The organism is Pseudobdellovibrio sp. HCB154, from assembly GCF_046267985.1.
Classification (GTDB): domain Bacteria; phylum Bdellovibrionota; class Bdellovibrionia; order Bdellovibrionales; family Bdellovibrionaceae; genus Pseudobdellovibrio.
Map to the genome: position 1 here is coordinate 1,032,768 of NZ_CP176530.1, position 19,401 is coordinate 1,052,168.

General features: G+C 40.2%; 17 protein-coding genes. 13 read left to right on the top strand and 4 right to left on the bottom strand.

What is annotated here, in order from left to right; all coding sequences use genetic code 11:
- Window positions 1-3 precede the first annotated feature (3 nt).
- Window positions 4-360: a hypothetical protein gene (locus ACKWCF_RS05140; protein ID WP_409479631.1), complete on the bottom strand. Its 357-nt coding sequence runs from the start codon at window positions 358-360 to the stop codon at window positions 4-6.
- Window positions 361-685: 325 nt separating this feature from the next.
- On the opposite strand from ACKWCF_RS05140, the gene smc reads away from it, so the two are divergent.
- The 9 genes from smc (at window position 686) to ACKWCF_RS05185 (ending at window position 10,935) form a co-directional block, all read left to right on the top strand.
- Window positions 686-4,273 (top strand): chromosome segregation protein SMC, encoded by a 3,588-nt coding sequence (smc, locus tag ACKWCF_RS05145; RefSeq protein ID WP_409479632.1) that lies wholly within the window; start codon window positions 686-688, stop codon window positions 4,271-4,273.
- A gap of 21 nt (window positions 4,274-4,294) precedes the next feature.
- Complete coding sequence (gene ftsY / locus ACKWCF_RS05150; RefSeq protein WP_409479633.1) at window positions 4,295-5,509, top strand: signal recognition particle-docking protein FtsY; 1,215 nt, start codon at window positions 4,295-4,297, stop codon at window positions 5,507-5,509.
- Window positions 5,510-5,528: 19 nt separating this feature from the next.
- Entirely contained in the window at window positions 5,529-6,122 is a 594-nt protein-coding gene (locus ACKWCF_RS05155; protein WP_409479634.1) for a hypothetical protein, read from the top strand.
- Window positions 6,123-6,239: 117 nt separating this feature from the next.
- On the top strand, window positions 6,240-6,599 hold the full coding sequence (locus tag ACKWCF_RS05160) for a cell division protein ZapA (RefSeq protein ID WP_409479635.1): 360 nt from the start codon (window positions 6,240-6,242) through the stop codon (window positions 6,597-6,599).
- 32 nt (window positions 6,600-6,631) lie between these two features.
- Window positions 6,632-7,231, top strand: a complete 600-nt coding sequence (locus tag ACKWCF_RS05165; RefSeq protein ID WP_409479636.1) for a 5-formyltetrahydrofolate cyclo-ligase — start codon at window positions 6,632-6,634, stop codon at window positions 7,229-7,231.
- A complete protein-coding gene (rny, locus tag ACKWCF_RS05170) occupies window positions 7,222-8,784 on the top strand; it encodes a ribonuclease Y (protein ID WP_409479637.1) in 1,563 nt (520 codons plus the stop codon). Before ACKWCF_RS05165 ends, rny begins: the two co-directional genes overlap by 10 nt.
- A 3-nt stretch (window positions 8,785-8,787) precedes the next feature.
- Window positions 8,788-10,008: a tyrosine--tRNA ligase gene (gene tyrS / locus ACKWCF_RS05175; RefSeq protein WP_409479638.1), complete on the top strand. Its 1,221-nt coding sequence runs from the start codon at window positions 8,788-8,790 to the stop codon at window positions 10,006-10,008.
- Window positions 10,009-10,407: a 2Fe-2S iron-sulfur cluster-binding protein gene (locus tag ACKWCF_RS05180; protein WP_409479639.1), complete on the top strand. Its 399-nt coding sequence runs from the start codon at window positions 10,009-10,011 to the stop codon at window positions 10,405-10,407.
- Between the two features lie 9 nt (window positions 10,408-10,416).
- Complete coding sequence (locus ACKWCF_RS05185) at window positions 10,417-10,935, top strand: DUF1993 family protein (protein ID WP_409479640.1); 519 nt, start codon at window positions 10,417-10,419, stop codon at window positions 10,933-10,935.
- On the opposite strand, the gene ACKWCF_RS05190 is transcribed toward ACKWCF_RS05185, so the two are convergent.
- The gene (locus ACKWCF_RS05190; RefSeq protein WP_409479641.1) at window positions 10,936-11,127 is read right to left on the bottom strand and encodes a CPXCG motif-containing cysteine-rich protein; all 192 of its coding nucleotides are present in this window, start codon (window positions 11,125-11,127) and stop codon (window positions 10,936-10,938) included.
- Window positions 11,128-11,235: 108 nt separating this feature from the next.
- Between ACKWCF_RS05190 and ACKWCF_RS05195 the strand changes: the two genes are divergently transcribed.
- Window positions 11,236-12,615, top strand: a complete 1,380-nt coding sequence (locus tag ACKWCF_RS05195; protein WP_409479642.1) for a hypothetical protein — start codon at window positions 11,236-11,238, stop codon at window positions 12,613-12,615.
- A gap of 53 nt (window positions 12,616-12,668) precedes the next feature.
- Here ACKWCF_RS05195 and ACKWCF_RS05200 read toward each other — a convergent pair whose 3' ends face one another.
- The gene (locus ACKWCF_RS05200; protein WP_409479643.1) at window positions 12,669-12,956 is read right to left on the bottom strand and encodes a hypothetical protein; all 288 of its coding nucleotides are present in this window, start codon (window positions 12,954-12,956) and stop codon (window positions 12,669-12,671) included.
- Between the two features lie 186 nt (window positions 12,957-13,142).
- On the opposite strand from ACKWCF_RS05200, the gene ACKWCF_RS05205 reads away from it, so the two are divergent.
- From ACKWCF_RS05205 to ACKWCF_RS05215, 3 genes are read left to right on the top strand one after another with little or no spacing between them, the layout of a single operon-like run.
- Window positions 13,143-15,002 carry a hypothetical protein gene (locus ACKWCF_RS05205; protein WP_409479644.1) on the top strand — a complete coding sequence of 620 codons (1,860 nt, stop codon included), beginning with the start codon at window positions 13,143-13,145 and terminating at the stop codon, window positions 15,000-15,002.
- Between the two features lie 10 nt (window positions 15,003-15,012).
- Window positions 15,013-15,684, top strand: coding sequence for a response regulator transcription factor (locus tag ACKWCF_RS05210; RefSeq protein ID WP_409479645.1), 672 nt, complete (start codon window positions 15,013-15,015; stop codon window positions 15,682-15,684).
- Complete coding sequence (locus tag ACKWCF_RS05215; protein ID WP_409479646.1) at window positions 15,677-17,281, top strand: ATP-binding protein; 1,605 nt, start codon at window positions 15,677-15,679, stop codon at window positions 17,279-17,281. Before ACKWCF_RS05210 ends, ACKWCF_RS05215 begins: the two co-directional genes overlap by 8 nt.
- A gap of 70 nt (window positions 17,282-17,351) precedes the next feature.
- Here the strand turns inward: ACKWCF_RS05215 and ACKWCF_RS05220 are convergent, their stop codons facing one another.
- Complete coding sequence (locus ACKWCF_RS05220; RefSeq protein WP_409479647.1) at window positions 17,352-19,253, bottom strand: DEAD/DEAH box helicase; 1,902 nt, start codon at window positions 19,251-19,253, stop codon at window positions 17,352-17,354.
- Window positions 19,254-19,401 lie beyond the last annotated feature (148 nt).

Here is a 19,401-nt window from a genome sequence, read left to right on the forward strand (position 1 = left end):
TGTCTACAAAGCATCATAGTTTTCTTCAGCCGTAACTAGCTGGTGAATGAGTTGCATGCCTTTGGCCATATTAAGTGGTTTTTGCAAGAAGTAGTGGGGCTGGTCTTCGCTGCCGACAATGCTTGGAGCTTTATCAGTATAGGTGAGGATGTAACTGCAATGTTCCTGATGGGTTTTTTTCGTTAATGGAAAATCTGAAATAATAATGTCATAATCAGACTTTCCTAAAAATTTGGTGGCTGCTTTTTCGCTCGTTGCCCAATCCAGTTTATGTGACCACAGTGCTTGCGCTAAAATCGCACGCCAAACTTGTAAAACAAACGGGTTATCTTCAATAAGCAAAATTTTATAAGTACGCATATGCATACAGTATCGACCAATGGTGTGTATTTGCTGTCAGCCGTCAATGTAGTTTACTACATAACTAAGTTTGTTTGATCTATGTGTTCGATATCTTTGCAGCTTTGTCTAGATAAGTAGCTGTCTCAGAACAGGAATTCAGCACCCTTATATATAGACATGCAGCATTGCGGCATGTTGGGGTAAAACTCTCAAGTCCAGCGATTTTCATCATTGACTCAACTCACCAGACCAAAGGACAGTTATATATAGTTATCCGTTCTATCCCTTATCTTTGGCCGAGCCAGAGATTATAACCCATTTTCTTCGCAAAAGGAGTTTTGCTTTGAGAATTAAAAAACTAGAACTTATCGGTTTTAAATCATTTAAAGATCGTACAGTTATTCAATTCGACGCTGGAATCACAGGTATCGTTGGACCCAACGGTTGCGGTAAATCAAACATCGTAGATGCCTTAATGTGGGTAATGGGTGACCAATCAGCCAAAGACTTACGTGCATCCCAAATGACAGACGTTATCTTTGCCGGTGCCGAAAACTACGCTCCATTAGGATTATGCGAAGTTTCTTTAACTTTAGAAAATGATGGCGGTCCATTTCCTGCCAAATACTTAAAACACTCTGAGATTATGGTGACTCGTCGTCTTCACAGAAACGGTGAAGGTGAATACTTTATCAATAAAGAACCAGCTCGTTTAAAAGACGTGCAAGAGATCTTTATGGATACAGGGGCCGGATCTAAAGGTTTCTCGATCATCGCCCAAGGTATGATCGGTAAAATCATTACTTCTAAACCAGAAGATCGCCGTATGTTAATCGAAGAAGCGGCGGGTATTACGAAGTTCAAAGCTCGTAAAAAAGAATCTCAACGTAAATTACAAAACACTGACCAAAATTTAGTGCGTTTACAAGACATCATCGGCGAATTAAAACGCCAGATTGATTCTTTGCAACGCCAAGCTCAGCGTGCTGAACGTTACCGTAACATCAAATCTCAAATCGAAGATTTAGAGTTATGGTTATCATCAGCTCAATACGTAGAGTTAGCTCGCGCAGCGAATGAAGCGCAAAAGATCTTTGATGAAGCCCAATCTTTAGAAGTGGGTTCAGAAGCTGATCTTGCAGCCATGCAGTCGCAACTTGAAACAATGAAGTTGTCTGTGCTTGAGCAAGAAAAAGCTGTTGAAGACCGCCAACAAGAATTCTTCAATCACCAAGGTTCTGTTCAAAAGAAAGAATTAGAAATTCAAGAATTACGCTTTACGCTTGAACAAGCTAAACGTAATGAACAAATGACGGGTAATATTTTAAGCGAACAGCAAGCTCGTTATGATTTATTAGCTCGTGACCAAGAAAATCTTCAGGCTCAAGCTGATGAGTTAAAAGCTGAATCAGAATACTTAGCTGAAGAATCATTAACTAAAGCTTTAGCGTTCAGTACAAACCAAAAACGTTTTACTGAAATCGATGAAGACTTAACAGTAAAACGCCGTGAGCAATTTGCTTTAGGTCAATCTGAGTCGGCTTTAGATGCAAAATTAAATTCATTCAATGGCCAACGTTCAGAAGTTGCTGACCGTGTAGCTGATGAAGAAATTAAATTAGCTGAATTACGTGAAACGCACCATGAGTTCGAAACTCGTCGTCGTAAAGTAACAAATGAATTAGACCAACAACGCCAACTTCAATTAGACCTTTCAAATGATGCTGAATCATTCGAAGCGAATAAAAAGATTTTGACTGAATCAGTTCAACGTAAACAAGTTGAAGTTCAAGAGTTTAAAGATAATTTAAATGAAACAGCTTCACGCCTTTACGGCTTAGAAAACTTAGCGCAAAACTTCGAAGGTTTCGAAGAAGGTGTTAAGCAAGTTATGCTTTGGTCAAAAGCTAGAACTGAACAGTCGATGAACGCTGACGGTACTGTGAATGAAACATTCCATCCAGTATCAGAAGTGATCGAAGTTCCAAGCGAATTCGAAATCGCGATGGAAGCAGCGTTAGGTTCTAAGTTACAAATGCTTTTATCAAGCAAACAAGAAACAGCTTTAGAAGCTGTTGATTACTTAAAATCAAACAACACAGGTCGTTCATCTTTCTTTGCTGGCCAAGGCGAAAAAGCTATGGCTCCTGCTGGAAACCCAGAAAACGAATCTGGCGTTATCGGTTTATTAAATAAAGTAGTTCGTTCTGACGAACAATTCTCGCAATCAGTAGAAAACATCTTATCAGGTGTGGCGATTGTAGATTCTATCCGTACAGCATTAGCTTTACGTCCGAATTACGCGGGTTGGACTTTCGTAACTCAAGATGGTGATACGTTATCAGCTGATGGCGTATTAACAGGTGGATCGAAAGATTCAGCTGAGTCAGGTGTTTTAAAACGCCGCCGCGAAATTAAAGAATTAACTGATAAGAAAAACGAATGGGCTGGAAAACTTGCTTTAGCTAATGCCGCTTTAAAGAAAACTGAAGAGCAATTAGCTAACGTATTAAATGATTTCGAAGGCGCGCAAAAACGTCGCGTAGAGCAAGAAATCAAAGTTGCTGAACTTCGTAAAGACTTAGAGCGTGCTGATAATGAACTTCAACAGGCGGCTAACGCTGTTGAAAGACAAGATAAAGAAGTTCGCCGTTTAACAGAACAGTTAGCGATGTTAGACGAAAAGATTTCTGAAATGACAGAAAATCTTGAGAACTTACGTTTGAGCAAAGTTGAATTAGAAACTTCTATCAACTCGTTATCTAACGAATACGATGCGATGAAAGATGGTTTTGAAACTCAGCAAGCTGAAGTGACTGATTTACAAATCAAGTCAGCTTCTAAATCACAAGAATACACTGGTTTAGTGCGCCAGTTAGAAATGGTAACTAAACAAGTTAATGAGCTTTCGCATCAATTAAACCGTATGTCTGAAGAAGCTGAAGGTTACTCTTCACAAATGACAGAAGGTTCTTACGCTTTAGAGCAAGCGAAGATCGATTTCGAAAGAATGGTCGCCGACATCGAGCAAAAACGTTTAGATTTAGCTCAATTCAAAAACCAATTTGAAATTGAAACAGCTGATATCCGTGCTTTAGATGAAAAAGTTGTTACAACTCAACGTGAGCGTAATGAACGTTTAGCGCGCATGAACGAGTCACAATTAAAACTTGAACAAGCTAAGATGAAAGAGCAGTACTTAGTCGAGCAAACGCGCGAGAAGTACATGGTTAACCTTGCTGACGTTGTTGAAAAATACATTGGCCGCGAAGGTGATCCGATTGCAGCTGTTGAAGAATTAAAAGAATTACGTGAAAAATTAGCTAAAATCGGTGAAGTGAACTTATCAGCGATTGCTGAATTCTCTGAAACTCAAGAACGTTATGCGTTCTTAACGAAGCAGCATGAAGATCTAACTGAAGCGAAAGAACAACTTCGTAAAGTGATCGATCGTATCAACAAAATCTGCTCGAAACGTTTCAAAGAGACTTTTGATTTAGTAAATGAAAGATTCCAAAAAGTATTCCCTGTATTATTCGGCGGTGGTGAAGCGTTACTTCAAATCGTAGAAAACGAAGAAAAAGGCGAAATGGGAATTGAAATCATTGCTAAGCCTCCAGGTAAGAAAATGCAAAACGTAACGCTTATGTCGGGTGGTGAAAAAGCCCTGACTGCGGTTGCGCTTGTATTCTCGATCTTCTTAGTTAAGCCGTCTCCGTACTGCTTACTGGATGAGGTTGACGCGCCACTTGATGATGCCAACGTGTTCCGTTTCAACGACTTAGTTCGTGAGATGGCGAAACGTTCACAAATCATCGTTGTGACGCATAATAAGCATACAATGGAAGTTGCACAAAAATTATACGGTGTAACAATGCAGGAACGTGGCGTTTCTACCATGGTTTCTGTAAGTCTTGCCGATATTAAATAGCAGTGCTAAAAATGCGGCTCTATGTCTGAGTCGCATTCTTATCAAATGAATATCTTATTAATAGCCATCGTGGTTCTTGCGCTGGCTATTTTTGTTCCAGTCCTTTTATCTGTCTTAAAAAAGAAAAAGCCTTACACGCCTCCGCCGTTAGAGACGCCTTTTGCCGATAAGGAACCGTTACATAAATCTGAGCCAACGCCGCACACGGAGCTGGCTGAATTTACCGCGTCGACAGCTGTAACACATGAAGAACCAACGTCGGCGAAAGCTGTATCGGTTGATGAGTTTGAATCAAAAGCGAATATTCATCAGGCGTTAACAAAAACCAAAGACAGCTTTTTTGGCCGTATTAAAAATGCGTTTTCAAATCCAGATAAGAAAAAAGTTTTAGAAGAGATCGAAGAAGTTTTATACACCAGCGATCTTGGTCCTAAAACCGTGCAAAAGCTTTTAGATAAAGTCGACGCTGAATTGTCAAATTCAGATATGGCTGATATCGGTAAAGTGAAAAATGCTTTATCTGCGCAAATGCAGGAAATTTTATTAGACATTCATGCTTCGCAAAAAGATTCAAAACTAGTTTCTGAATTAGTGAAAAAACAATCTGATGGCCCAACGGTATTAATGATCGTAGGCGTGAATGGTGCTGGTAAAACAACTTCAATCGGTAAAATCACAGCGCAATTAGCGCATCAAGGTTTTAAAGTTTTAGTGGCTGCGGGCGATACTTTCCGTGCGGCAGCTGGTGGTCAGTTAAAAGTTTGGACAGAGCGTGCGCAAAACACGAATGGCCATGTTGAAATTTTCTGGCCTGAAAATGTAACTGATCCAGCGGCGGTGGCGTTTGATGCTGTTAATAAAGGTAAAGCTGGCGCTTATGATTTTGTAATTTTAGATACGGCAGGACGTCTTCATACTCAAGGTCACTTGATGGAAGAGCTTAAAAAAGTAAAACGTGTGATGACGAAAGTGATCGCCGATGCGCCTCATGAAACTTGGATCGTGTTAGACGCTAATTCTGGACAAAATGCCCTAAACCAAGCGGTCGAATTCAATAAAGCCCTAGAGGTAACCGGTGTGGTGTTAACTAAAATGGATGGAACAGCAAAGGGTGGTGTCGCCCTTGGTGTTGTGGATCAATTAGCTAAACCGATCCGTTTAGTAGGTCTTGGTGAAAAAATTGGTGATTTAAAAGTGTTTGAACCCAAAGAGTACATTGATTCCATCTTAGGATAAGGGTTTAATATCTAACTAGATGTTAAAAACTTTTTGGTTCGTCTTTTTATTTACGTTTTGTACTTTTGCTGAAGATCTGGAGCCCATGCCGGCTCCGGTTGTGACTGCAGGGCCAAAACTTTCAGTATTGCAAACCCAGATCAGTAACTGCGGTTTAACTTTTCCTAACCTAAATAAGATTTCAAATTACAATCAGCTGTATGCAGCTTTGGATAAAAAATATCTGCTGTTTGCTGAGAAGATCGTTGAGCGTGAAATCCGTTACCGTTCTAAAGGCGAAAACTATAAATTGCGCGTGAATAACGACATTATGTCGCTGTTTCGTTTAGGTGAAGAAGACCGCGTAATTCCTACGAACATCGATATTCCCAAACCTATTGATGCAAAGCAGAAGATTACGACTGTAAAAGGCAAAGTTAAACAGCTTACACTGAATGCAAAAATCGAAGAAGATTGGGGCCAGTATTTTGAGCAACGTGAAAACGGGGTTCAGATCGAATACAGTATCCGTAATTCTAAAATCAGTCAGATGAAAATCAATCTGACGAAAACTAAGCAAATTTTAGATTGCAAAGTGAAGAGCGATTCTGAAGTTTGTTTTTGCCTTAAATAATGTGAATAAAAACCACTTGCGTAGGGCTTCTTTAGCTCCTTATACTTATTGATGTAAGTCATTGTTTACTTTGGAATTTTCCAAATTTTTAAAGCGACTAACGGAAATACATACAGCATGAAGCACGACGCAAAAAAGGACTCATCAGTTAAGAATAATGCTAGCGAATCAGCTAAGCCCACTTTCGATTTTAAAATCGCAGGTGTTTCTTATAAAATTAAAACTTCACACGACGAACAAACTCTTCAACAACTTGTTGAGTACGTTGATGGTAAAGTATCTGAAGCCATGAAAGCGACAAAAAATTCTTCTTTTCAAAATGCAGCTGTTCTTGCATCCCTTAATATCGCCGAAGAAATGATTCTTCTTAAACGCAGAGCCCAAGCCGAACTAGAAAAACTAGAACAAAAAGCCCTTAAGCTCGCACAAGAAATCGAAAATACCAAAGCCAACAAGACGCTAAATGTTTCGCCGTAAGCGAACCTAATATACGTTTTGAGGTTTTACAAATGTCCCAACAGACGAAATCTTTAAAAAAAGATTTACGAACTGCTGTTATTGCCGAAACACTTTCACGCAGTGAAGGTGAACGTGCACTCTTATCGGGAAAAATCCAAAACCAGTTATCACAGTTTGCCCAAGAACAATCTGGCTTTTGGGGAGCGTTTAAACCTTTACCGTCTGAACCACAAGTAAACTTCGACCAGTTGAATTCTAATATCAAATGCTGTTATCCCAAAGTAACGGGCGATGATCTGGAATTTTACGCTGATGTTGATCAGTGGAATAAATCTGGCCTGCATGTGCAAGAACCAGCTAACGGCACAAAAGTAAAACTGTCTGAGCTATCAGGCATTTTTGTTCCCGCATTAGCGTTTCATGCCGATGGCCACCGTTTAGGGCGCGGCAAGGGATTTTACGACCGTACTTTAGCTGACTTCACAGGTCCTAAAGTAGGCGTTTGTTATCAATTTAATATTTTAAAATCCGTACCGACTGAAAGTCATGATGTGGGTATGGATTATATCATTACCGATGAAAAAATTATTCAACCTCGTGGGAGCGTAGCTCCCCAAGGAAATACAGGAGATCAAAGATCATGGAACTAGTTATTGCCGCCGTCGTAGGATTACTTATTGGCGCGTTTGCAGTGTTTGCAGCAATCCGCATGCACGAAGCAAGCACAAAAAAGACAGCTAAAGGCGAAGCTGACAAAATCATTAATAAAGCAAAATCAGAAGCTTCTAAAATCAAAAAAGATTCTGAAACAAAATCTAAAGATTTTGAAACAAAAGCGCGTAAAACTGTTGAAACTGAAATCAACAAACAAAAAGCGCAATTAAAAAACAAAGAAACGCAATTAGAGCGTCGTCTTAAAGAAATCGAAGACCAGCACAAACACAGAAACGAAGAGAACGTTAAGTTTGAACAATCTCTAAAAGACCGCCAAGAAAGAATTCATATTTCAGAAGCGCGTTTACGTGAAGCTGAAAAAACAACTCAAGATCAAATCCAATTCGTACAAAAGAAATTAGAAAACGTTGCAGGTATGTCGCAAGAACAAGCTAAACGTGAATTATTCCAAGTTCTTGAAGAGTCTGCAAAAAAAGAAGCGGCAGCTAAGATTGCTGAAATCGAAGAACAAGCAATGAAAGAATCTGACCGTAAAACAAGAAATATCATTGCGCGTGCGTTAGCGCGTTTTGCTTCTGAGTACACGTCAGAAAGAACGGTAACTGTGATGCAATTAACTTCTGACGAGATGAAAGGTAAAATCATCGGTCGTGAAGGTCGTAACATCAGAACTCTTGAAGCTATGTGCGGTGTGGATTTAATCGTTGATGATACTCCAGAAACAATTGTGATCTCTGGTTTTGATCCGGTTCGCCGTGAGTTAGCTCGTCGTACAATCGATAAGTTAATGGAAGACGGTCGCGTTCATCCAGCCCGTATCGAAGAAGTTGTTGAGAAACAAAAATCTGAATTACAAAAATCAATGAAAGAAGAAGGCGATAAAGTGATCAATGAGCTTGGTCTTGCAGGTATGCACGGCGAGCTTGTAAAATACGTGGGTGCGTTGAAGTACCGTAACTTACACGCGCAAAACGCTTTAAATCATTCTTTAGAAGTAGCTCATATCTCAGGACTTCTTGCTGCTGAGTTAGGTTACAACGTGAAATTGGCCAAACGTGCCGGTGTGTTACACGGCATCGGCTTAGCGGCTGATCACTCGATAGAAGGAAGCTACTCACAAGTGGGTTCTGAGATCGCGAAAAAATTAGGTGAAAACGAAGAAGTTTGCCACGCGATTGCTTCGCACAATGATGACAAACACCAATCAGTTCTAGCTTGGATTGTTCACGCAGCAAACATTTTATCAAATGCTCGTCCGGGTGCTCGTCGTCCACAAATGGATAGCTTTATTAACCGTTTAAAAGAATTAGAATCTATTTCAAATTCTTTCGATGGCGTTATCAAATCTGTGGCGTTACAAGCTGGTCGCGAAGTGCGCGTGTTAGTTGAAAGTTCACGTGTAACTGATGATCAATCAGTGATGTTAGCTCGTGATATTATCAAAAAAATCGAACGCGAAATGCCACATGCTGGTGGTGTAAAAGTGACTGTGGTTCGTGAGTCACGCGCGGTTGAGATTGCGAGATAGTTAATGTCTTTCTTAGATCCGCAAGAACAGTTAGAGCTTATCAAGCACGGAACAGTTGATTTTATTTCGGAAGCCGACTTTTTAAAAAAACTTAAAAAGTCGAAAGAAACAAATAAACCGCTTCGTATTAAGTTGGGCGCAGATCCAAACCGTCCAGATATTCATTTAGGTCACACGGTGGTGATCAACAAGCTTAAGATCCTTCAAGATCTTGGCCATCATATTCAGTTTTTAATTGGGGATTTCACGGCGTTAATCGGAGATCCAACAGGTAAAAACACAACACGTCCTATTTTATCTCGTGAAGAGATCGAAGAAAATGGTAAGTCGTACGCGACGCAAATTTTTAAAATCTTAGATCCAGATAAAACTGAAATCGTTTACAACTCAGCTTGGTTATTAAAATTAACTTCGATTGATTTTATTAAACTAGCGGCTCAGTGTACGGTAGCGCAAATGATCGAACGTGATGATTTCACGAAACGTTATAAAGCCGGAACACCGATTTCATTGCACGAATTTATGTATCCACTTTGCCAAGGTTACGACTCTGTGGCTATGAAAACAGATTTAGAGCTTGGTGGTACAGATCAAAAATTTAACTTATTAATGGGTCGTACTTTACAAGGTTCTTACAATCAAGAACCCCAATGTATTTTAACGATGCCTATTTTAGAAGGTTTAGACGGCGTTAACAAAATGTCTAAGTCTTTAGATAACTATATCGGTGTAGATGAGTCGCCGAAGGACATGTTCGGTAAAACGATGCGTGTGTCTGATGAGTTGATGTTTAGATACTACGAACTTTTAACTGATTTACGCCCGAGTGAAGTAGCGCAGTTAAAAGCTGATGTTGAATCTAAGAAAAAACATCCACGCGAAGTGAAAGTAAACCTGGCTAAATTTTTAGTGGCGCGTTTTCACTCACAAGCCGCAGCGCAAGCTGCTGAAGATGAATTTAACAGAATTTTCGTTGATAAAGGTCTACCTGATCAAATCGATGATTTTAAAATTAAAACACAAAGTATTGGTTTAGTTCAGTTAATGACTTTAACTGGAATGACAGCTTCTAACGGCGAAGCCACTCGTTTAGTTGCCGGTGGTGGTGTTAGTATCGACCAAGAAAAAGTGTCAGACTCTAAACTTAAACTAGATCTTAAAGTCGGAGAATCATTCGTTCTTCGCGCGGGTAAGAAAAAGTTTATTAAGATCGTGGTGGAATAGATGCGTATCAAGTTTTTACCTTCGGGCGTTGAAATTCCAGTAGATCCTTCAAAAAGTTTATTACAGTTAGCGACTGAAAACGGCGTTAAGATTAAATCAATTTGCGGTGGCGTGGCTTCATGTTCTGAATGCCGCGTAAAAATCGTTGAAGGTACGCACTGTGTGCCAGAACCGTCTAAAGCTGAATTAAATTTAATCGGTACATCATACTTTTTAGATGGCCGCCGTTTAGCTTGCCAGGTTCGTTGTTTTGGTTCGATCACTGTAGATTTGACAGAACAGTTAAATAAAGCTGACACACAAAAGAAAATTAAAGGTATGAAAATCAAAGATCAAAAAGAGATTCATGCTAAGCAAGATACAATGATTCTGACGGAATCAAAGGATCAAAAAAAGTAGGAAGTAATTATGACGATTTCAGTTTTTGAAGCAACAATTCCACAATTTGTTCTTTCACTTAAAGCTTTAGGTCATATTTTACAAAAAGCTGAAAAACATGCTGAAGCTAAGAAGATTAAACCTTCGGTGATCTTACAATCACGTTTAGCTTTAGATATGTTTCCGTTCTATCGCCAAGTGCAAATCGCAACCGACAATGCTAAAGGTTGTGCGGCTCGCTTAACGGGTGTGACAGCTCCGACGTTTGAAGATAACGAACAAAATTTTCAAGAGTTGCAAGAGCGTATTCAAAAAACGATTTCTTACTTAGAAACAATTAAGCCTGAAAACTTTCAAGGTTTTGAAGCCAAAAAAGCTGAATTCCCTTGGTACCCAGGTAAATACCTTCAAGGTAAAGATTATTTAATTCAGCATGCACTTCCGAATTATTACTTTCATGTGACTACGGCTTACGCGATCTTACGTTCGCATGGTGTAGAGCTAGGTAAAGGTGATTATTTAGGAAACCAAAACTGGCATAACGTTTAGTTAGCCGTAGGCTTTATCGATGGTGAAATTTTTGATTTTGCCGTTGATTGCCTCGTAGGTGAGTTGGATCGGGTTACAGCAGACTTCGCAGTCTTCAACATAGGTTTGTGCCCCCTCTTCAGAAACATCCAATAACATCGAGATTTTTTCCAGACAGTACGGACATTTAAAAAACTTCTCTACCTCTTCCATAAGTCTCATTATAAGTCGACTGACCACCTAACGGGAAGTGACATTCGACGTCGTCCTATCATGAGCTAAACAATATTTTGGCGTTATAAGCAATTTATAGGGTTTAGAGTGGGTCGATGGATTGCTCTAATGAATGATCCTATGGGTAAATTAGCATTATTATCAGTTGTTTACAGTTTCGTAGCCTTAATCGGTTTCACTCAACAAGCGCAGGCACAAGCGATGTGTGTGGATCTATTTCCACAAGATCCAGCCGCAGGTATTTTTGCTAAAATGTCTGAGATCGAGCGCAGTGAATACACCGCTGAATTTAAAAAGTTTGACCAAAAAATTCGTAATTTAGAAAAACGTATTCGTAAATACAGCGAACTAACAGGTTCTGAAACAAACCGTTCAATGGTTGAAGCTGAAAACTATGCCGGTAAAATCAAAGACCAAGTTCGTTTAGGTTTAACAGCGAAAGTTTTAGAAAAAGTTGGACCATTATTTAAACGCTACGAAGTTGATATTCGTCTGGCTGAAAAACTAAGAAACGAAATCGCTTATTTACGCCAGTACGAAGCTCGCGAAGCTTCACCAGAAAAAAAAGAAGAAATTCAGAAAATGATCAGAGGCAAACAGGCCGAGAAAAATGTTTTAGATAAACATATTGGTCAAAACTACTACCGTTATATTTCTTTAAAAGAAGCTTTAAACCAAATGTCGAATTCAAAACTTCAAGTGGTGTCTGAGCGCGCGCAAACCGTGTTAGCAGAGCTTGAAGCACTAGCTACAAACCATGCTTTATCGTACAACATGCAATTTAAAAAATTCTCTGTCGAAGAAGTAAAGCGCTATGTACAGTCAAATATCAGAACACAGCATGCGTTACTTAAAAAAGCTGCGGTGGATGAGTTTTTCTTAATGTTACGTTTAATGACGTTCAGTGGACCGATCGTAAACGGCTTAAAATCGGTGTTATATAAAATCCCGGAAAAAATCGTGATGGGTCCATTTATGGTTCCGGCCCGTAAAGTTATTTCTGAGGCGTTTCAAGTGGGTTATACGAAACACTTACGCAGCACTTATTTAGAAGATATTGAAATGATTATCGAAGCGAAATCGCCAGTAGAACAATATGAATTGTTACGCTCGCTGAATGTAAAATCAGAAAGACCTAATGAGCTTATCGAATTATTCTCACGCGTAGTTGAAAATACAGAAGAGTGGGAAGCGATTAAATCAGTATCTGCAACTAAAGCCACAGAAAATGAGCGCTACAAGCTATTTCATGAACAGATCATGGAAGCCGATAAAGCGGCTTTAACAAAAGAGGCATTTCCATTGTATTACCAAGAATCAGGCGCTAACTCTTTCGGTAAAATTATCTTAGGCAGTTATGTGGCTGGGTACATGGGTAATAAATATTTAGAAGCTCATCCAGATGTGGTTCATTCTTTCTTTGATGGCTTAAACCAATTCACAATGGCGATTCAAAGTTTATTTTAATTTCAAACTAAAAAACAAAAATAAAAAGGGAGCTTGTTAAGCTCCCTTTTTATTTATTCGCTAGCATCGGATTCATTGCGGAACTCTGGAGGAGGACCACCGGGTCTGCCACCTTTCGGAGGTTTTATGCCTTTGCCTTCAAGGCATGTTTTCATAGCCTCGTGTTGTTCTTTCGTTGGACGCTCGCCAGATTCACGCTCTGGCATTCCAACTTCTTCCGCGCAAGCTTCAAATGCGGCTTTTGTTTCTTCGTCCATATGTGGACCTTTGTGATCGCGTGCATAAGCAAGAGATAACATTAAGCATGAAGCTAATAGTGTTTGTGTGATGAATGATTTCATCTAAAACTCCTTTGGTTGTTGTAGGTCCAGAATAAAGCCTGATTGTTGAAGGAATATGGAGAAAACAAAAACTTAGGTCCAGAAAATCAGGACCATTTTGAGACGAAATTCAAATCTTTTTAGAATTCACAATTCTTCCACATTGTTTTCGTAATCTGTAGGCGTCTATTAACGATGGGAAAGTTTATGAATAAATGGATCACTTCAATCATGCTGATGTTTCCTTTAACAAGCGTGGCGCAATATGGATATAGCGCCTATGGTTACGCCAATGCAGGCCTTCAAGGTTCTGGTTATTGGGGTGGTCAACAAAACTGCGGTTATCAAGTCAGTCAAAATACCGGTGGCAAATCGCAGGGCCAACAAAAAGAAAAAACAGACAGCCGCTTAACAGAGCTGAAAAAAGAAAAATCTGCTAAAGAGCTTGATAAAAAGCGTGCTGAAAAAGAAATGGAATTAGCTGCCAAAAAACTTGAAAGAGTTTTTGATTCAGAAATTTTAGATTTTTTATTAGAAGTGCATATCGAAAAAGGTAATACGTGTGCAGATTATAAAACTTTTCCGGGTAATCGTTGCGGCCAACAACAAGTTTCACAAACAGGATCGACAGCGGTGGGTGAAGGCACAGTGAGTGAAGATGGAAGCCAAGTGATTACGCCAGCCACTCAAGTTGTATCGACAGTTGATTGTGAAGGTAAAGAAGAAGTTCCTGAAAAATTACAAGCTAAATGGACAAGACAAGGTGGCGGGTATTGTAATGCTAACACGCGTAGCTCAGGTGGTTCCGTATCAGCAGCGATTTGTAGTGATGCTTCACTTAGAAATAGTGATCGTAAAAGCACGGCCCAATCTTCAGATTGCAGTAAGCAATTAGCTAATTATAGAAAATTTCGTATTAAGCGTGACGAAGCTCAGGCAAAAATTGAGCATATTGAAGACGAAATCGAAGATCGCCAGTACGCGATTGCCGATGAAAAAGAGCGCGCGTCTTTAGATGGTCAAAGCCGTATGGCAAAAACAGAAGCCGACTGCGAAGAGTGCGGCATGATGGACCGTGATGGCGGTGGTGGCGAGAAAAAATCAAATCGTGACTGGGTAAGCACTTTAGGAAACATCGGTATCGGTCTTGGTTTAGCTTATGTAGGTAAACAATATGATGATCGTAACGCTGAATATTCGGCGCAATTAGGTTACCCGCCACAAACAGGTTATCCAACAGCGGTATCGTTAGGTTTACCTTATATTCTTAACGGCGTGTACGGTTCAGTGAATGGATCAAACGGCCAAGGTTCAATGGGCTGTGGAAATTCAATGTCGATGATGAATGGCATGGGTAATAACATGTACGGCATGGGTAACATGAATGGCATGGGTAACATGAATGGCATGGGGCAAATGAGTGGTGCATTCGGTTATCCACAAAGTATGTACGGCCAAAATCCTTATGGTGGTGGCATGTACACGATGGGTTACAACCCTTACATGAACGGCTACGGAAACCAAAATCTTTACGGAAGTAATGGTTATGGAATGATGGCGAACGGTATGATGAATGGCTATGGCACTATGATGAACGGTTACGGCACGATGACAGGTGGAATGGCCAACTATGGAACTATGACAGGCTACGGGAATATGTCGAACTACGGCTTAGGTACGATGAGCAACAACTACCAAAGTCAAATGTTAGCGCTCCAGTACCAACAGCATATGTCGCAGTATCAAATGCAATATTATCAACAGCAATATCAAGCGCAAATGCAACAGTATCAACAACAGCAGCAGGTAACCCAACAATCACAGCAGTTGCAGCAAGAAATTTATAACTTACAGATGCGTTTGCAAAATCTGTATACGGGCAGTTACTATAATAATGGAACGTCAACAAGTGGTTTGACGGCAACCGGTGGCTATTACGGAACAACATACGGCACAACTTACGGAACCACAACAGCGCCAACGTGGATTCCAGGTTCGACAAGCACGATTTATTCTACAACGCCAACTTATTACAATACCACGACAACAACAGTTAACGGGCGCTAATTAGGTTTTTATGTTTGTACAAATTGTTGAAGACGATCCCATTTTAGCTAGAGCCTTACAAGTGAATCTAGAACTTGAAGGCCACCGTGTTGTTCTTAACAACACGCTAGAATCTGCAAAAAAACAATTGCAGGACTCGTCGTTGGATTTTGTGATTTTAGATTTAGGTTTACCTGACGGATCAGGTTTTAGTTATTTAGAAAAAGTTAAAAACGAGTTTTCACATATTCCGGTCATTATCTTGTCAGCTCAGTCTGATGAAGATTCAGTGGTTAAAGGCTTAACAATGGGAGCCAATGACTTCGTTAAAAAACCTTATAGCTACAAAGAGTTAGCAGCACGTATGCAAGTGGTTTTAAAAAAGCCAGCGGCAAAAACAAATGTGGTTGAATTTGGTGGAGTCAAAGTTTTCGAACAAGACCGTTTGGTTAAATACAATGATGTCGTGATCGATTTTAACCGCCGTGAATTTGATATTTTCTTTTATATGATGAAAAACGCTGAGCGCATCATTTCACGTGATTCGTTGTTACAGTTTTTAGATAAAGAGTCAGAAATTTTTGACCGCACGATTGATTCTCATATCAGTCACTTACGTAAAAATTTAAAAAAACACGCCGTTGATAGTATTAAGATTTCATCAGTCTATGGTTTAGGCTACAGATTGGAAAAAAATGATTAAACATAAGGTCTTTCGCGAATATTTTCTTTTAGCTTCGGTGATTTTGATCTTAACGATATTTTTAGGATTTTTTATTTCTCGCTTTGTGGCTGAAAGTTTTAAGCCAGAGCGCCAGCAGGCACAGCGAGAAATGATGCCTCCGTTATTTTTAGGTAAGACCATAGATCATCTAAATTATCCGACAAAGTTAGAAGCGATTCGTGCGATGGAATCCTTTCATGATAAAAATATGGGGCCAAAACCAAGTTTGATCTTAATTAACGATCAACGTGAAATTTTATTTGGTGAAGCTGAAATTTCAAAAGCTGATCTTCCCTCAGTAGAAATCTTAGCTTCGTTAGTGAATGATTATGATTTTAAATTCTACGGCGAAAAAATCGAACACCGTCCGCCACCTCCAGGCTTAGATGGTCCCGGAGGCCCAGGGCCAGGCCCTGGTTTTGGTGGCCCCCCAGGTCCACCTCCAGGCGGCGGGCCGGGTGGTCCCGGAGGCCCTGGTGGTCCGATGATGCCGAAGCAAAAATCGGTGATCAAACTTAAAGACGTGGCAAATGATTCGCGCAAATATTATTTAATTATTTTACCACCAACACCAAAAATGTTCGAACCGCCAAAAGGCATGGCACGTGTGATGCCGATTCTTGGTATTGGTTCTTTAGTTTTATCGTTATTGATCGGTGTGGGATTAACTTTATTTGTGATTTACTTATCAGTGCGAAAAAAAGTTCACGATGCTGATTTTGTGATTTCAGAATTACATAAAGGAAATTTAAAAGCGCGTTTTGCTATCGATAGAAACGATGAGTTCGGTCAAGCGATGCTTCGCTTTAACCAAATGGCCGATGAAATCGAACATTTAGTCAGTCATTTAAAAAGTGTTGAGGTGTCTCGTCGTAAGTTACTTCAGGAGTTGGCGCACGATTTAAGAACGCCGATCGCGTCACTTAAAACTTTACTTGAAACCCTTGAAATGAGCAGTGCTAAGTTAGATGAAAAAACAAAGTCTGAACTTTTATCGCTTTCAAATAAAGAAATTAATTATTTCGCACGCCTTGTAGAAGACTTATTAGTGTTATCACAAGTCGATGAGCCGAAGTATAGTTCAGCCACAAACGGTGTTCCGGTAGCACAGCTTCTGCAAGAAGAAATCTACGATATAGAACTTAAAAACCCTTTAAAAAAGATCAACTTTAAATCTGACTTTGCAGAAGGTGAGCCCCTGATTCAAGGTGATGCAAAACTTTTAAAGCGTATGTTACGAAATGCTTTAGAAAACTCAGTTTCATTTGCCCGAAGTGAACTTTGGGTTTCTATCAATGATTTAGGTAACAGTAGTTACAGTATTACTGTGGCAGATAATGGCCAAGGGTTTAGACCAGATGATTTATCTCATTTTGGAGAACGCCGAATCACACGCCAAATTATTGATGGTGGTGGGCAAGGCCGGGTATCGGTGGGGCTTGGTTCAGTGATTATGAAAAAGATCTGCGAAGTTCACGGTGGTGAATTAAGAGCTGATAACCGAATCGATGAAGCCGGTGTGATCAAAGGGGCCATTATTTCTTTTAGATTTCCAGGTGCAAACTTAAAATCTTAGTATTGAGTCATGCAATAAAAAAAGGAGAGTAGTTAACTCTCCTTTTTTATTTTTAATATGTAATTAAAAATTAATCGCGGGCGCGTCTTTCAGAACGGCCACCTGATCTTGCGCCATCACGGCCACCACGGAATCCACCGCGTGATCCGCCACCAGCAGAACGGCCTTCACCACCGCGTCCACCACGGAAGCCACGACCTTCGCCGCCACCACGTGATTCACCACGGTCAGAACGTTCACCGCGTGCTTCGCCGCGATCGCCACCGAAGCTACGCTCCGGACGATCACCGCGCTCAGAGCGATCACTTCTATCACCACGTGCTTCGCCACGATCATCACGACCACGGAAACCCCAAGAACGGCCTTCAGAACGGTCGCCACCACCATCACGGTCACGACGTGAGAATCCGCCACCACCGCCACGGCCACCGCGGAAACCGCGATCGCCACCAAAACCACGACGTTCGCCACGGCCTTCGCCGCCACGATCATCAAATTGGCCTTCAGAACGACGGCCAGTGCCTTCGCCACGCTCACGTAATTCTAATGAACGAGGTTGTTTCATACGAAGATCTTCGCCTTGACCAATGTAGTTTAAAGCTTTTGCTAACCAAGTTTTAGTCTCAGTAGATAAATCAGACATACCTTCTAATTGATCAATTGCTTTTTCAAATTTAGCAGAATCTTTTTCGTGCATTTTGATAGCTGCGATTTGTTTTAACCAATTCATTTTCATGTTGATTTGAACATCTTCAACTAAAGGAATTTGTAAACCTTTGAATTTGAAATTTAAAGCGCGCTCAAAACGCACTAACTTGCCAGATTCTTTAGGTTTAACCATTGTCCAAACTGTACCGGCTTTACCAGCACGGCCTGTACGACCAATACGGTGAGTGTAAGTTTCAGTGTCCCAAGGGATTTCGAAATTCACAACGTGAGTTAAATCCTGGATATCTAAACCGCGGGCTGCTACGTCAGTTGCAACAAGAATTTTTGTAGCTTTTCTTTTCATACGCTCGATCGTACGAGTACGGTCAGCCTGAACCTTATCACCATGTAATGAATCAACGTCTAAGCCTAAATTGCGTAAACGTAATTCTAATTCAGCAACTTGTTTTTTAGTCGTTGCGAAGATGATGCCGTAGAATTCCGGAGTGTTTTTGATTAATAAAGATAAAGCATCTTCTTTATCTTCTTCAAAAATCACGCAAGCAAATGATTCAACATTTGTTTTTTCAGTGTGCGTATTTAAAGTTACTTCTTCAGCGTCCTTTAAATACTTGTTAGATAATGATTTGATTTGTTTCGACATTGTTGCCGAGAATAACCAAGTACGTAATTCAGTTTTAGCAGAAGCTTTCCAGATAGTTTCTAAAGCTTCTTCGAAACCGAAAGATAACATTTCATCAGCTTCGTCTAACACTAGGTATTTAACGTCAGCTAATTCAACAATATTTTGCTCCATTAAATCCACTAAGCGGCCCGGAGTAGAAACCAAAATCTCTGGATTTGCTCTGATGGATTTAATTTGGCGATCGTACGATTCACCACCAACAACTGTTGTAACTTTTAATTTTTTGAATTCACCAAAGCTACGTAAATTACCAGCAACTTGCTGAGCTAATTCGCGAGTCGGGCAAAGAACTAACGCTTGTAAGCCGGCACCAGCTTCTAAACGCTCAACGATCGGAAGACCGAATGCAGCCGTTTTACCAGTACCAGTTTTAGCTAATGCTACGATGTCTGTTTCGTTTTCTAACAAAAGCGGAATACAGGCTTTTTGAACCGGTGTTGCTTTCGTAAATTTAAGTTTTTCTAGAGCTTTTTGAACTTCAGCAGATAAGGCAAATTCCAAGAAATCATTTTGTTCGATTTCGTTACCTTCGTTGCTGTCTTGTTCAATAAGTGGCTCGATATTTTTCTTTGATGCGTCTACATCTGTAGGCGCGATCACGTTTTCTGTGTCGTTCACAATTTTCCTTCTTGCGTGCCGAGGGCACGACGTCTTGCATTTGCTTTCGCAATATCTGCTGTTTATTGAGGGCACACAGTCGCACCAAATTGCTTATTAGTAAAGCAATGCGTAGCTCAAAACGATTTTAAGCCGCTTTGGTGTAATA